Source organism: Variovorax sp. P4_D9, assembly GCF_056401695.1.
Genome location: NZ_JBFUIU010000150.1, coordinates 1 through 14,698, shown reverse-complemented (window position 1 = coordinate 14,698; position 14,698 = coordinate 1). Strand labels below are relative to the sequence as shown.

Sequence of the window (14,698 nt, the reverse complement as noted above, 5' to 3'; positions counted from 1 at the left end):
TGGCGGCGTCGGCCGCGGCGGCCACGGCCAGGGCCAGGGCGTCGTTGAACGCATCCGACACCACCAACAGTTGCGCCTTGGAGGATTCGAGCTGCGGCGCGAAGCGGGCGTCGAGGCTGCTCCAGTTCGGGTCGGCGGCGATCTCGGCGGCCTGCTGCTGCCAGTGCGCCACGTCGGCGCGCAGGGCTTCTTCGACACCCTGGGCATCGCGCCAGCTCTTGGTCGACAGCACCTCGAAGCGCTGGGCCAGCAGCACCGCCGCCTCGCGGTGGACCTGGGCCCGATGCTGCAGGTCCTCGATGCCCTTCACGCGCTCGGCCAGCCGGGCCTTCAACCCCGCGAGGGGCTCGCGCGACAGCGGCGCGCCGGCCTTGGCGGCGTCGCGCTGCCAGGCCAGCGCATCGGCGATGTTGAGTTTCGGCTGGGCCAGCAGGGCCTCGGCCTTGTGGGTCCATTCGACCGCGATCGCCTCCTGGCCCTTGGCCCGCTTGAGCTCGTCGAGCTTCTCGCGCAGCAGCCGCGCTGCGCCCTTGTCGCGTCCGCTCAGCTCCCTGAAGACGTCCTGCATCTGCTCGGGCGACGGATTGGCCGCGAGCCATTCCCGGATGCGCTGGGCGCGTTCGCCCGAGGTCGGCGCGGTGAAGGCGCCTCCGGTCAAGGTGTCGAGGGACTGGAGGTCGTGAGGCTTGGAGGAAGATGAAGTCACTGAGCGAGTATCGTTATCTGTAGGGAAAAGCGAGGCGCCGGCATTGGCCGGCGCATGGCTCCATTTTCACCGACTTGCGGCACTGCGGGTCAACGGGTCGCCAGTTTCAGTTCGGCGCCGGGTTTCCAGTCGTCTCCTTCGGCCTTGGTCCGCACCGCGCCGAGGAACAATCGCTCGCTCGGCAGCTTCTGGGCCAGCAGGTAGTCGCGTGCCGCGGCGCCGCGCTCGACCGCCAGTTGCCGCATCGACTCCTCGTCGACCGGGATGCTGGCCAGCAGCAGGTTTTCCATCTCCTGGACCGGCAGGTCCTTGGCCAATCCGACCATGTTGCGCGGCTTGGTGACCTCCGAGCGCTTGTAGACCGCGGTCAGCAGTTCAGGGTATTCGGCATCGCTGACCGGACCGACCTCGGCGGCGTCCTTGCCGGCCCGCACCGCGACGCGGCGCTTCTCGGCCTGCGTCATCGCGCGCAGTCGCTGGCGCTGGTAGGCATCGCGCTCCTTCTCGAGGCTCGAGGTGCCGACCACCGTCATCCGCAGGCCCGGCCGGTCGTTCAGCGCCTTGGCGACCTTGTCGAGGTTGTCCTTCGCCTCCTTGGAGAGTTCCGAACTGCCCGGGGCGAAGGCAATGGTGCTGGAATCGCCGCCGCCGCCACCGAAACCACCGGTCAGCAGCGCGAAGGGTGCGGTGGCGGCCTTCGCGATCAGGTTGACGATCGCCTTCAGGATCAGCGGGCCGACGCTGAACTGCGGGTCGTTGATCGACCCCCGCAGCGGCAGGTCGATGTCGATCACGCCGTTGCGGTCGGCCAGCAGCGCCACCGCCAGCCGCACCGGCAGGCTGGCCGGCGCGCCTTCGACCGGTTCGCCGAACTGCAACTGGTTCAGCACCAGCTTGTTGGACGCGGTCAGGGTGCCGTCGGGGGCGATCTTGTAGTTGACGTCCATGCTGAGCTTGCCTCGCTCGACGCCGTGGCCGGCGAAGCGGATCGTGTAGGGCGACAGCGGCGGCAGGTCGAGTTCCTTCATGCGGGCCGTGACGTCGAGTTCGAGCGGCTTGGCCAGCGGATTGAGCTTGCCGGTGATCTCCAGCAAGGCCGTCTGCTGGGCCTTGCCACGCAGCTCGAGGTCGGCCAGCGCGGGCTTGTCGCCCTGGGGCCTGGACGAGAAGGCGCTCAGCTTGCCGGTCAATTCGGTCAGGTCGGCCGAGTAGTTGGGCTTGATGAACATGTCGGAGAAGTCGATCCGGCCATTGACCAGAATGATCGGTCCGAAATTGATGACCGGCGCCGGTCCGCTGTCGACCGCGGCCGGTGCCGCAGCCACCACCACCGGTGCAGGGATGTCCGGCCCGCCGCCGACCACCAGCTCCTGCGGCGTCGCGGGCGGTGCCGGTCCCCGCGCCCGCGCGGTGCGCGGACGGCTGGTGGTCGTGGTGGTGCCGCCCAGGCTGCGCTTGGTTTCGACCTCGGTGGCCGCCGCCTCCCCTTCCACCGGCTGCCCGGGCTTCTTGACCATGGACAGCAGGTTCAGCTTGCCGGTCGGATCGATGATCACGCGGGCGAAGAAATCGGTCAGCGAGGTCTCGCCCACATCGACCATGAGCGGCGCGCCCGGCACCATGTTCACCTGAAGCCGGCGCAGGCCCAGTGTCTTCCAGCTCAGCAGTTGCCGGTTGCTCGACAGGCCCGGGGCCTGGGCCAGCACCACGCTGTTGGCGCGGAAGTCATCGACCGCCGTATCGCCGTCCAGGCGCACGCTCAACCCGGCGGGCAGGGTCGCGACCTTGACCGTGCCCCGGTAGCTGGCAAAGGCGCGCCGTATATCTATGTTGAGCGCGTCCGCGTAGTAGGCCTTGAAGGCATGCGCCGGCAGCGATGCCACCAGCAGCCGGCCTTCGGCGGCGATCGGCTGCAGCACCAGGTTGCCGTCGTATTCGAACCGCCCCGCCTCCGCGCGACCGGCCGCGATGCGCCCGGACAGCTTGAGCGGAGACACCGTGGCGGTGTTCGGCGTCAGATGCTGGGCGTTGACCTGGAGCGCGCTGATCTCGAAGGCCACAGGCGTGGCGCCGGCGTTGTCGGCATAGGACAGGGTGCCGTTGTCGACCGCCAGTTTGGCGATGGCCAGTTGCCACGGCCGGGTGTTGGCACCCGCCGGCGCGCCTTCGGTCGCCTTCGGGTCCTTCGGCGCCGCGACCTTGGCGGCTTCAGTCGCACCCTGGCTGCCGCCCGCCGGCGCCTTGAGCCAGCGCTCGAACATCCAGCGCTTCTCGTTGTCGCGCTCGATCAGAACCTTCGGATTGGCGGCGGTGAACGACGCGATCGTCAGCGTGTGCTTCGTCATGTCGGCCTCAGCGTCGACCAGCTCGAAGCGGCCGACGCTGGCCAGCGCGGTCTTTTCCTTGGTCAGCGCAAGCCCCTCGGCGACCACGCTGCGCGCCTTGAACTTGAGATCGGGGTTGCTCCATTCGACATCGACCTTGCCGCTGAGCTTGCCGTCGAGCGAAGGTTCGAGACTCTGGGCCAGGTACGGCGCGGCCAGCGACAGCGGCAGCGCCTCCATTTCGGTAGCGACCGAGGCCCGCTTGTCGGYGGCTTCGCCGCTGAACTTGAGCGCAGCACCGCCGACTGAGGTCGATCCGCTGAAGGTGGCCGGCTTCTCCATGGGCCAGGTCACGGCTTGGACCTCGATCGCCAGTTGCTTGACGTCGATCGCGGCGGCGGGCTGGGTGGTCTGATCGCGCCRGCCAATGCGGCCCTCGCTCAGGGCCACCTTGTCGACCTGGACCCGCCAAGCCGGTGGCGGGTCTACCTTGGTGGCGCCGTCAGCCGCCGGAGTCGGGACCGATCCCACCTTCTCGGTATCGCCGGTGGCACGGTCGGTCGCCAGCAGGTTGAGGCGCCCGGCCGCATCGCGCGCCACGACCAGGTCGGGCCCGGCCAGCGCCACCTCGCTGAGATGCACCACGCGCTCCAGCGGCCTGAGGTCGGCCAGCGCGATCCGGAGCGAATTGAAGCCGAGCAGGTCGCGACCCTTCGAATCCGCCATCTTGATGCCGTTGGCCGCGATGCTGCCGGTGATCTTGAGCCCGGCTGTCGCCGCCTGTTCGAAGTCGATTTTCAGCTCGGCGTCGAGCTTGCCCGCCTGCAGCGCGACCGGCAGGCCGCCCGGGATGTAGCCCAGGTAAGGCACCAGGTCGAGTCCCTGGAAGCTGATTTGGGCGTCAGTCTTGCGGTTGTCGGCGAAGGGCGTCGACTGCGCGGCCGAATCGAACTTGCTGCCGTTCAGGACGAACGCCAGCTTCGGCTCGGTCTTGATCTCGCGTTTCGACGCCAGGTTGCTGAGAAAGGGCACGCTGAGCGCGAAATCGCGCAATTCATGCCGGCGCTTGACGGTCTCGTCGACGAAATCGACAGCGCCGTCAGTGATCGCGATGTTGTAGATGGCGAAGCCCGGCAGCCCTTTCGCGGGCGCATCGGGCGGCTCCGGTGCCCCCTTCAGCCTGGCCAGGATGTCGTCGAAGTCGTAGCGGCCATCGGCCAGGTGCGTCAGTTGAATCGCCGGCGCCTCGATCCGGACCGCATCGATCACCGGCGCAAGGCGCAGGATCGACTGCAGCTCGGCATCGAGGTAGAGACGCTTCACCGCCACCTGGGGCTGGCTGCCGTCGGCCGTGGCGATGCGTAGGTCGCTCACGGCGAGTTCGAGCGTCCAGGGCTTGAAGTCGATCTTGCCGACCGTGACCTGGCGCCCCAGCTTCTCGCTGGCGATCTTCTGGACCTGCCCCTTGACGATCGGCGGTATCGCGAGCCAGGCGATCAACCAGACCGCCAGCAGGACCAGCAGGGCCATTCCCCCGCGCCGCACCCATTTGTTCTGTTTCAGCAAAGCAGCATTCATCGAGGGGGGAGTGTGCCCCAAACGCCATGCGGTCCGCAGAAACAGAAAGCCCGGCGGCTCGACGCGAAGTCAGGCCTCCGGGCTCGATGGCGGGCGCAACGCCCATGCCATCTTTTCGCTCGACCGGAAGTTCAATCGTTCCGGTCATGCTGGCAGCAAGGGATTGCCACCGTTGGGCCGCAGCCGCTGGACCGTCGGATTTCTCGTCGGGCCACTGGACCTTGGTAGACGCCTGATAGCTCAGGCCACTTCAGCGTACGCGCTGTCGACCGCGATTGCAAATCGCGTTTTCAATGGATCTTCAGGCGTCGATTCGTGCACTATTTCATACATTTCTTGCATCAAAATTAGAATATCAAGCTTAGTTCTTATTCTTGACTGTGTATTTAGCCACTCCTAGAATGCCTTCCATACCGAGCCGCCAAGCGGCCGGATCCTCCAAAAATCCGCTGCCGGCATCTGCCGGCTTGATCAGGCGGCCGCGCCCTCTCCCCTTTTTCGCGCGGACCTGATTCGTACCAATCCAAGCGCCGCTTCCCTCTTCTTCGTCCGCCGTGGCGTCGCAACCGGGTGCCGCACAGAAAGGAAGAGCGATGAAACAGGCGTTAGATGCCACGGCCCGGGGGGTAAGGACCTTCGTGTCCGACGTGGTCGACGGCTTCTTCGAGATCACTCACAACAGCTTCGCCCTGCTCGGCCTGGCGACCGTGTTCGCGGTGCTGGCGCTGGCCGCCCGCCCCGACCTGCGCCAGACCGGCGAGGAGCAGCTGATGGGCTGGCTGCAGTCCCGCAAGCCGGTGCCCGAAGTCTCGGTCTCCGACCTCGAGCCCACCGCGATCGAGCGCACCACCGCGGCCAGCCCGCAGGTGCTGCCGAAGCCGCAGGCCGCGGTCGCCTACTGGCTCAGCAAGAAATACCGCGTGGCGGCCGAGCCGCTGAGCGTGCTGGTCGCCGAGGCCTTCGATCTCGGCAAGAAGACCAAGCTCGATCCGACCCTGATCCTGGCCATCATGGCGGTCGAATCCAGCTTCAACCCCTTCGCCCAGAGCCAGGTCGGCGCCCAGGGCCTGATGCAGGTGATGACCCGGGTCCATGGCGAGAAATACGAAAGCGCCGGCGGCACCCTGACCGCCTTTGACCCGGTGACGAACATGCGCGTCGGCGTCAAGGTGCTGCAGGAATGCATCGCCCGTGCCGGCTCGCTCGAGGGCGGCCTGCGCTACTACGTCGGCGCCGCCAACCTCAACGATGACGGCGGCTACGCCGGCAAGGTGCTGGCCGAGCACGAGCGGCTGCGCCAAGTCGTGTCCGGCCGTTCCCCGCCCACGACCGCGCCGACGCTGAAGGCCAACCCGGTCCAGGTGGTGGCGCCGCCGAACGCGCCGAAGCGCGCCGACCCCGACCCGCAGCAGGTCGCGCTGCTGGGCGATTCGTAGGTCTTTGGCGGCGGCTCGCGCCGTCGGCTACACTCGGCCAGCACGCGACTGGCGATAGGCGCAACCCTTTTCAGGTGCATTGCGCTGACGTGGACTACCACTGGGAAGCGTGCCGCCTGCGGTCTTTCTTGGCAGGTGTTTAGCCGTTCGCCTGGGCAGCCCTTGTTTGGTTGAAGAACAAGGACCATCGTCTTGAAGGACTGCCATGTACCACCGCAATATCCTGGTCGAACAGACCGACCCTGAAATCTGGGCTGCCATCCAGGCCGAGAACGCCCGCCAGGAACACCACATCGAGCTGATCGCGAGCGAGAACTACGCCTCGCCGGCCGTCATGGCGGCCCAGGGCTCGCAGCTCACCAACAAGTACGCCGAAGGCTATCCCGGCAAGCGCTACTACGGCGGCTGCGAGCACGTCGACGTCGCCGAGCAACTGGCCATCGACCGCATCAAGCAGCTCTTCGGCGCCGACGCCGCCAACGTGCAGCCGCATTGCGGCGCCTCGGCCAACGAAGCCGTGATGCTGGCCTTCCTGAAGCCCGGCGACACCATCATGGGCATGAGCCTGGCCGAAGGCGGCCACCTGACCCACGGCATGCCCCTCAACATGAGCGGCAAGTGGTTCAACGTGGTGAGCTACGGCCTGAACGCCGAAGAAGCCATCGACTACGACGCCATGGAACGCAAGGCGCACGAGCACCTGCCCAAGCTGATCATCGCGGGCGCCTCGGCCTACTCGCTGCGGATCGACTTCGAACGCTTCGCCAAGGTCGCCAAGGACGTCGGCGCGATCTTCATGGTCGACATCGCCCACTACGCCGGCCTGGTGGCTGCGGGCGTCTACCCGAACCCGGTGCCGCACGCCGACGTCGTCACCTCGACCACCCACAAGAGCCTGCGCGGCCCGCGCGGCGGCATCATCCTGATGAAGTCGCAGCACGAGAAAGCCATCAACAGCGCGATCTTCCCGGGCCTGCAGGGCGGGCCGCTGATGCACGTGATCGCTGCCAAGGCGGTGGCCTTCAAGGAAGCGCTGTCGCCCGAGTTCAAGGCCTACCAGCAACAGGTGGTCACCAATGCCCGGATCGTCGCCGAGACGCTGACCGAGCGCGGACTGCGCATCGTCAGCGGCCGCACCGAGAGCCACCTGATGCTGGTCGACCTGCGCGCCAAGGGGATCACCGGCAAGGAAGCCGAGGCTGTGCTGGGCGCCGCCCACATGACGATCAACAAGAACGCAATCCCGAACGACCCCGAGAGGCCGATGGTCACCAGCGGCGTGCGCATCGGCACGCCCGCGATGACCACCCGCGGCTTCAAGGATGAAGAGGCGCGCGCCACCGCCAACCTGGTCGCTGACGTGCTCGACAACCCGCGCGACGCGGCGAACATCGATGCGGTGCGGGCCAAGGTGCATGCGCTGACCAGCCGCTTCCCCGTCTATAAATAAGCAGCGAAGCCCTGCATGAAGTGCCCCTTCTGCGGTCACCTCGAAACCCAGGTTGTCGAGACCCGGGTGTCGGAGGACGGCGACTTCGTGCGGCGCCGGCGCCAGTGCAGCGGCTGCGACAAGCGCTTCACCACCTACGAACGGCCGGACGTCAACTTTCCGGTGGTTGTCAAGAAGGACGGCAGCCGGGCCGACTTCGACACAGCCAAGGTGCGCGCCTCGATGATGCTGGCGCTGCGCAAGCGGCCCGTGAGCATCGAGCAAATCGACAACGCGCTGCTGCGCATCGAGCAGAAGCTGCTGTCCAGCGGCTGGCGCGAGATCGAATCGACCAAGGTCGGCGAGCTCGTGATGCGCGAGCTCAAGAAACTCGACAAGGTGGCCTACGTCCGCTTCGCTTCGGTCTATCGGAGCTTCGAGGACGTGGACGAATTCAGGCAGCTGCTCCGGGACATCTGAGCCCGCCGGACGGGCTCGGATTGTCGCGAACTTTGTCCTGAATCGTCGCTGCGGCCCGCCGTCCGACCGCACGCGCGCAAGGGCGGCCCGGCAGGCTCCCCGATGTCGCAGGAGGGGGGCGACCCTTCTTAGCATTCGGCTCCTCATGCCCGATGCGCTCCCACTTCCGCCCTCCCAGGCCCTCTCGTCCCTGGCCGCTTCACGCTGGTCGAAGGGCTGGTGGTGCTCGCTATCGTCGCGATCCTGGCCGGGCTCGCGATGCCAGGCTTCGGCCGGACCCTCGAGCGATACCGGCTGCGCACCGAGGAAGACCTCCGGTCCGCCCTCTACGTGGCCCGCTCGGAAGCGTCCGGCGCGGCGGCCGCGTCACGCTGCGCAGGGCTTCGGGCGGCGGGTGCACACCGGTGAGCGACAAGGACTGGAGCTGCGGCTGGACGGTCTACGGCCAACGCGACCCCGGCGAAGCGCTGATCCTGGACTGGCCACCGCCCCGCGGCTTCCAGGCGACGGTCAGCGTCGCCAGCCCTTCGACCTACCTGAACCTAAACCGCATGGGCCGCTTCCACAACATGGGCGCCTTCCAGCAGTTCACGCTCAGGCCTCAGGGCAGTACCGACGGCCCAGCCGCGCGTGTCCTGTGCATGTCTTCCGCCGGCCGGCTCCAGACCCTCCAGGGCACCGACCAATGCTGAGCAACGCCGGCGCCCGCGCCTGCAGCGGGGCACAACGCTGCTCGAATCCCTGGACCGACGGGCGCGTCGGCCTGGTGGCCCAGACCGTGCGGGTCGACAGCGCACGGGGCGCCGGCACCGTGTCATCGCATCCGGTGCCGTACGCCGGCAGCGAAGCCCGGCGAGGCTGGTTCCTCGACCTGCCGCTGCCGGCGAGCGCGAACCCGGGCTCGACATCCTCAACGGCTCTGCGCCCCGATCGACGCTCTACGCCCACCTGCCGCCTGCAATCGGCGGCCAGCCTTCGCGCCTGGAGGCCGACCTCGGCGTGGGCATCCGCAGCGGCGAGCGGTTGATGTCGGCGCCCGGCTGGCCGGTGGCGCCGCCCATGCAACGCCTGGACAGCATCCCGCTGCGCCCGAGTTGGCGGCAGCTGCAAGGACTCGCCGTCGCCGGCGCGGCTTCATGACCGAGTTGCTGGTGGTCCTGGCACTGGTCGCCATCCTCGCGGCAGGCGCTCCCGAGCCACCGGGCCCATGTGCAGCGCAGCCTGCGCGCCGAGGCCCGCGCCGGGCTGCTGCAGGCGGCCCACTGGCTCGAGCGCGTCGCAACCGCCACGGGCCGCTTTCCGGGCGACCCCGCGGACTTCCCCGACAGCCTCCGCGCCGTCCCTTCGGGCAGCTACCGGATCGGCTTCGAGCCCGCCGACACGCAAGGCAGCGGCTACACTTTGACCGCKTCTCCCCAGGGCGCCCAAGCCGCCGACCGATGCGGCGCCTACACGCTCGACCAGGCCGGCGCGCAAGGGCTCGCCGTCCGCGGCGCCTCGGACCCGCTCCAGGCCGAATGCTGGAACCGCTGAAAGACCCATCCTTCGCATGACTCCGTCGCCCTCCCCGACTTCGCCGCTGAACGCCGACGAGGCGATGCGCCTCGCGCTGACGCTGGCCGGTGCCGCCAGCACCACGGCGCCGCCGAATCCCGCGGTCGGCTGCGTCATCGTCGCGGCCGATGGCCGCATCGTCGGCAGCGGCCGGACCCAGCACGCCGGCGGACCTCACGCCGAAGTGATGGCCTTGCGTGACGCGGCGGCGCGGGGCGCCTCGACGGCCGGCGCGACCGCCTTCGTGACCCTCGAGCCCTGCTCCCACCATGGCCGCACCGGACCCTGCTGCGAGGCACTGATCCAGGCCGGCATCGGCAAGGTCGTGGCGGCAATCGCCGATCCGAACCCGCTGGTGGCGGGCCAGGGATTCGAACGCCTGCGGGCCGCCGGCGTCGCGGTCGAGGTCGGCCCGCTGGCCGCCGAGGCGCGCGAGCTCAACCTCGGCTTCTTCAGCCGGATGGTCCGCAAGACGCCCTGGGTCCGGCTCAAGGCCGCGGCTTCGATCGACGGCAAGACCGCGCTCGAGAACGGCACCAGCCAGTGGATCACGGGCGCAGATGCACGAGCCGACGGCCACGCCTGGCGCGCCCGCGCCGGCGCCATCCTGACCGGCGTGGGCACGGTGGTCGAGGACAACCCGTGGCTCGACGTCCGATTGGTCGAAACCACCCGCCAGCCGCCGCTGGTGATCGTCGACAGCCGCCTGCAGACACCGCCCGACGCCAGGCTGTTCGAGATCGAGCGCCCGGTCTGGATCTACGCCGCCGCGCGCGACGACGAACGGGCGACGGCCCTCGAGGCCCGCGGCGCCAGCGTGCGCTGCCTGGCCAATGCCAATGGCAAGGTCGACCTGGCCGCGCTGCTGCGCGACCTGGCCGTGCGCGAAGTCAACGAACTGCATGTCGAGGCCGGCCACAAGCTCAACGGCTCGCTGATGCGCGAAGGCCTGGTCGACGAGATCCTGCTCTACCTCGCGCCCAAGTTCATCGGCGACGGCCTGGGGATCGCCAGCCGGCCCTTTGCGGGCGGCGCCTTGACGGCCCTGACCGAAGCCCTGGCACTCGAATTCCGCTCGTTCGAGCCGATCGGTCCGGACCTCCGGGTCGTCGCCCGGGTTGTCGGACGCGACAACTTTTAGACCCCTGACCGGCCAGCTCCCGCATCTCTGCGAAAATGCGGCGATGTTCACCGGAATCATCACCGGCGTGGGGCGCATCGCCGCCGTCCACGACCTCGGCAGTTCTTCCTCCCACGGCAAGCGTCTCAGCATTGCGGTGCCCGACGGCTATCTGGACGACGTCGGGCTCGGCGACAGCATCGCGCTCAACGGCGCCTGCATGACCGTCACCACGCTCGATCCCGCACAAAAGCTGTTCGCCATCGACATCTCGGCCGAATCGCTGGCCAAGACCGCCGGCCTGTCGGAGGCGCAGACGCGGGTCAACCTCGAGAAGGCGCTGCGCCCCAGCGACCGGCTGGGCGGCCACATCGTCTCGGGCCACGTCGACGGCATCGGCACCGTGAGGCGCTTCGAGCCGGTCGGCGAAAGCTGGGAACTGCGGGTGCTGGCGCCGCCCGCGCTGGCCCGCTTCCTGGCCTACAAGGGCTCGATCACCATCAATGGCGTCAGTCTCACGGTCAACAGCGTGAACGACGTCGCGGACGGCAGCGAGGTCAGCATCAACCTGATCCCGCACACGGTCGAGAACACCGCGCTCGGCAGCCTGAAGGCAGGCAGCCAGGTCAACCTCGAGATCGACACCGTCGCCCGCTACGTCGAGCGCATGCTCCAGAGCGGCGCCATCCAACCCCCACAGAAAGACAGTTCCCCATGAACGCATCCGTGACGCCGATCGGCGCCTCGCGCAGCGGCCGAGCGCCCGCGCCGATCTCTCCGGTCGAAGAGATCGTGTCCGAGCTGCGCGCCGGCCGCATGGTGATCCTGGTCGACGAGGAAGACCGCGAGAACGAAGGCGACATCGTGCTGGCCGCCGACCACGTGACGCCCGAGGCCATCAACTTCATGGCCCGCCATGCCCGCGGCCTGATCTGCCTCACGCTCTCGCGCGAGATGTGCGAGCGGCTGCAGCTGCCGCCGATGGTGGCGCGCAACGGCGCCAAGCATTCGACCGCCTTCACGGTCTCGATCGAGGCCGCCGAGGGCGTCACCACCGGCATCTCGGCCGCCGACCGCTCGCGCACCGTGCAGGCGGCGGTCGCGCCGGACGCGGTCGCGTCCGACCTGGTCCAGCCCCGCCACATCTTCCCGCTGCAGGCGGTCGACGGCGGCGTGCTGATGCGCGCCGGCCATACCGAAGCCGGCTGCGACCTGGCCGCCATGGCCGGCTGCTCGCCGGCTTCCGTGATCTGCGAAGTCATGAACGAGGACGGCACGATGGCGCGCCTGCCCGACCTGCAGCTCTTCGCCGCCGAGCACGACATCAAGATCGGCACCATCGCCGCCCTGATCGAGCACCGCAGCCGCACCGAGACCCTGGTCGAGAAGGTCGGCTGCCGCGAGATCCAGACGGCCTGGGGCCCGTTCACGGCCCACGCCTTCAAGGACAAGCCGAGCAATGGCGTGCACCTGGCGCTGGTGCGCGGCAAGTGGAACGCCGACGACACGGTCGACGTGCGCGTGCACGAGCCCTTGTCGGTGCTCGATGCGCTCGAACTCAACCGCGCGCTGCACTCCTGGAGTCTCGACGCCAGCCTGGCCCACCTCGCGGCCCAGGGCAAGGGCGTAGCGGTGCTGCTGAACTGCGGCGAGACCGGCGCCGAGCTGCTTTCGCAGTTCGACGGCACGGCGCGCCCGGCGCAAGCGCCGGAACGCGGCCGCATGGACCTGCGCAGCTACGGCATCGGCGCCCAGATCCTGCGCCAATGCGGCGTCCACCGCATGAACCTGCTGGGCACGCCGCGCCGCATGCCCAGCATGGCGGCCGGCTATGGGCTGGAGATCGCCGGCTACATCTCGAAAGAACAGCTCTGATGCAACACGCGAACAAAGGCGCCGACGTCGCGCTCGACGGCAAGGGCCTGCGCATCGGCATCGTGCAGGCGCGCTTCAACGAAGACATCACGGACGCGCTGGCCAAGGCCTGCCGGGACGAACTCGCGGCGCTTGGCGTCGCCGACGACGACATCGAACACGTGAGCGTGCCCGGCGCGCTTGAAGTCCCGGTCGCGCTGCAGGCGTTGGCCGAGCGCGAAAGCTACGACGCCCTGGTCGCACTGGGCTGCATCATCCGCGGCGAGACCTACCACTTCGAACTGGTCGCCAACGAATCCGGCGCCAGCGTGAGCCGGCTGGCGCTCGACTACCGCATCCCGATCGCCAACGCGATCCTGACCACTGAGAACCTCGAACAGGCCGTGGCGCGACAGACCGACAAGGGCCGCGACGCTGCGCGCGTGGCCGTCGAGATGGCGCAGCTGCTCGCCACCCTTTCATGACCGACGACACCCAAGCACCCAGCGGCAAGCCGCGCCAGACCCGCTCCGGGCTCACCAGCACCGGGGCCCGCAAGGCCTCCGCGAAGTCGAATCGCAGCCGGGCCCGCGAGTTCGCGCTGCAGGCGCTCTACCAGCACCTGGTGGGCCGCAACGACGCGGCGTCGATCGACCAGTTCACGCGCGACCTGGCCGGCTTCCACAAGGCCGACGCCGCGCACTACGACGCGCTGCTGCACGGGTCGATCGAAAGCGCCGAAGAGCTCGACGCCCTGATCGTGCCGCTGCTCGACCGCAAGCTCGAAGAGATCTCGCCGATCGAGCACGGCGTGATGTGGATCGGCGTCTACGAGTTCAAGCACTGCCTCGACGTACCCTGGCGCGTGGTGCTCAACGAGTGCATCGAACTCGCGAAGGAATTCGGCGGCACCGACGGCCACAAATACGTCAACGCGGTGCTCAACGGGCTGGCGCCCCAACTGCGTCCCGACGAGGTCGAAGCCGACCGCTTGACCGGCAAGGCCAAGCCATGAGGATTTCGCAGCGCGCCGAGCGCATCGAGCCCTTCTATGTGATGGAAGTCGCCAAGGCCGCATCGACGCTGGCCCGCGAAGTCGCCCACAGCGACCGGCCGATGATCTTCCTGAACATTGGCGAGCCCGACTTCACGGCCCCGCCGCTGGTGCAGGAAGCGGCCGCGCGCGCTGTCCGCGCCGGCGCCACGCAGTACACGCAGGCCACCGGTCTCGACCATCTGCGCGAGCGCATCAGCAACTGGTACGCCGAGCGCTTCAAGGTCGACGTGCCGGCCCGCCGCATCGTCATCACGGCCGGCGCTTCGGCCGCGCTGCAGCTGGCCTGCCTGGCGCTGATCGAGGCCGGCGACGAGATGCTGCTGCCCGACCCGAGCTATCCCTGCAACCGCCATTTCGTGACCGCCGCCGACGGCCGCGCGGTGCTGGTGCCGACCACCGCGGCCGAGCGCTTCCAGCTCAGCACCGCCAGAGTCGAGGCGGCCTGGACCGAGCGCACACGCGGCGTGCTGCTGGCCTCGCCCTCGAACCCGACCGGTACCTCGATCGCACCCGACGAACTGCGCCGCATCCACGAAGTGGTGAGCGCACGCGGCGGCATCACCTTGATCGACGAGATCTATCTCGGCCTCTCGTACGACGACCAGTTCGGCCAGACCGCCCTGGCGATCGACGACCAGGTCATCAGCATCAACAGCTTCAGCAAGTACTTCAACATGACCGGCTGGCGCCTCGGCTGGCTGGTGGTGCCCGATGCGCTGGTGCCGGCGATCGAGCGGCTGGCGCAGAACCTCTTCATCTGTGCCAGCACGGTGTCGCAGTACGCGGCGCTGGCCTGCTTCGAGCCCGACAGCATCGCCGAGTACGAACGCCGCCGCGCGCAATTCAAGGCGCGGCGCGACTGGTTCATCCCGCAGCTGAATGCGCTCGGCCTGCAGGTGCCGGTGATCCCCGACGGCGCCTTCTACGCCTGGGCCGACTGCTCCTCGTTCGCCGAGAAGCTCGGCATCTCCGGCAGCTGGGACTTCGCCTTCGAAGCCATGAAGCAGGCCCACGTCGCGGTCACGCCCGGGCGCGACTTCGGCAGCGATCAGACCGGACGCTTCATCCGCTTCTCGACCGCCAGCTCGATGCCGCAGCTCGAGGAGTCGGTGTCCCGTCTGCGCGCCTGGGCCGGCGCCGCCGTTGCCGCCTGACCGCCG

General features: G+C 68.6%; 13 protein-coding genes, 1 pseudogene and 1 riboswitch. Of the genes and pseudogenes, 12 read left to right on the top strand and 2 right to left on the bottom strand.

All coding sequences use genetic code 11. The annotated features are described in order from the left end of the window. Both AC1DY5_RS17805 and AC1DY5_RS17800 read right to left on the bottom strand, forming a co-directional pair. Positions 1-706 (bottom strand): annotated as a pseudogene (locus AC1DY5_RS17805) (DUF349 domain-containing protein); the annotation flags it as partial. Positions 707-795: 89 nt separating this feature from the next. Further along, positions 796-4,608: a DUF748 domain-containing protein gene (locus AC1DY5_RS17800; RefSeq protein ID WP_478113424.1), complete on the bottom strand. Its 3,813-nt coding sequence runs from the start codon at positions 4,606-4,608 to the stop codon at positions 796-798. A 593-nt stretch (positions 4,609-5,201) separates the two neighbouring features. Here AC1DY5_RS17800 and AC1DY5_RS17795 point away from each other — a divergent pair. From AC1DY5_RS17795 to AC1DY5_RS17740, 12 genes are all read left to right on the top strand, one after another. After that, positions 5,202-6,044: a lytic transglycosylase domain-containing protein gene (locus AC1DY5_RS17795; RefSeq protein WP_478113423.1), complete on the top strand. Its 843-nt coding sequence runs from the start codon at positions 5,202-5,204 to the stop codon at positions 6,042-6,044. 34 nt (positions 6,045-6,078) lie between these two features. Continuing rightward, a riboswitch (ZMP/ZTP riboswitch) is annotated at positions 6,079-6,208 on the top strand. 41 nt (positions 6,209-6,249) lie between these two features. Beyond that, the gene (gene glyA, locus AC1DY5_RS17790; protein ID WP_478113421.1) at positions 6,250-7,494 is read left to right on the top strand and encodes a serine hydroxymethyltransferase; all 1,245 of its coding nucleotides are present in this window, start codon (positions 6,250-6,252) and stop codon (positions 7,492-7,494) included. Positions 7,495-7,509: 15 nt separating this feature from the next. Next, the gene (nrdR, locus tag AC1DY5_RS17785) at positions 7,510-7,953 is read left to right on the top strand and encodes a transcriptional regulator NrdR (protein ID WP_478113419.1); all 444 of its coding nucleotides are present in this window, start codon (positions 7,510-7,512) and stop codon (positions 7,951-7,953) included. A 152-nt stretch (positions 7,954-8,105) separates the two neighbouring features. Then, positions 8,106-8,645 carry a GspH/FimT family protein gene (locus AC1DY5_RS17780; protein ID WP_478113417.1) on the top strand — a complete coding sequence of 180 codons (540 nt, stop codon included), beginning with the start codon at positions 8,106-8,108 and terminating at the stop codon, positions 8,643-8,645. Beyond that, entirely contained in the window at positions 8,639-8,980 is a 342-nt protein-coding gene (locus AC1DY5_RS17775) for a hypothetical protein (RefSeq protein WP_478113415.1), read from the top strand. The genes AC1DY5_RS17780 and AC1DY5_RS17775 overlap by 7 nt, the downstream gene beginning before the upstream one ends. A gap of 182 nt (positions 8,981-9,162) precedes the next feature. Then, positions 9,163-9,486 carry a type IV pilin protein gene (locus tag AC1DY5_RS17770; protein WP_478113414.1) on the top strand — a complete coding sequence of 108 codons (324 nt, stop codon included), beginning with the start codon at positions 9,163-9,165 and terminating at the stop codon, positions 9,484-9,486. A gap of 16 nt (positions 9,487-9,502) precedes the next feature. Next, complete coding sequence (gene ribD / locus AC1DY5_RS17765) at positions 9,503-10,648, top strand: bifunctional diaminohydroxyphosphoribosylaminopyrimidine deaminase/5-amino-6-(5-phosphoribosylamino)uracil reductase RibD (RefSeq protein ID WP_478113412.1); 1,146 nt, start codon at positions 9,503-9,505, stop codon at positions 10,646-10,648. Positions 10,649-10,691: 43 nt separating this feature from the next. After that, the gene (locus AC1DY5_RS17760) at positions 10,692-11,345 is read left to right on the top strand and encodes a riboflavin synthase (RefSeq protein ID WP_478113410.1); all 654 of its coding nucleotides are present in this window, start codon (positions 10,692-10,694) and stop codon (positions 11,343-11,345) included. After that, on the top strand, positions 11,342-12,502 hold the full coding sequence (gene ribBA, locus AC1DY5_RS17755) for a bifunctional 3,4-dihydroxy-2-butanone-4-phosphate synthase/GTP cyclohydrolase II (protein ID WP_478113408.1): 1,161 nt from the start codon (positions 11,342-11,344) through the stop codon (positions 12,500-12,502). The genes AC1DY5_RS17760 and ribBA overlap by 4 nt, the downstream gene beginning before the upstream one ends. Beyond that, entirely contained in the window at positions 12,502-12,966 is a 465-nt protein-coding gene (gene ribH, locus AC1DY5_RS17750) for a 6,7-dimethyl-8-ribityllumazine synthase (RefSeq protein WP_478113406.1), read from the top strand. Before ribBA ends, ribH begins: the two co-directional genes overlap by 1 nt. Next, positions 12,963-13,496, top strand: a complete 534-nt coding sequence (nusB, locus tag AC1DY5_RS17745; RefSeq protein WP_478113404.1) for a transcription antitermination factor NusB — start codon at positions 12,963-12,965, stop codon at positions 13,494-13,496. The genes ribH and nusB overlap by 4 nt, the downstream gene beginning before the upstream one ends. After that, positions 13,493-14,692, top strand: a complete 1,200-nt coding sequence (locus AC1DY5_RS17740; protein WP_478113402.1) for a pyridoxal phosphate-dependent aminotransferase — start codon at positions 13,493-13,495, stop codon at positions 14,690-14,692. Before nusB ends, AC1DY5_RS17740 begins: the two co-directional genes overlap by 4 nt. Positions 14,693-14,698: the final 6 nt, after the last annotated feature.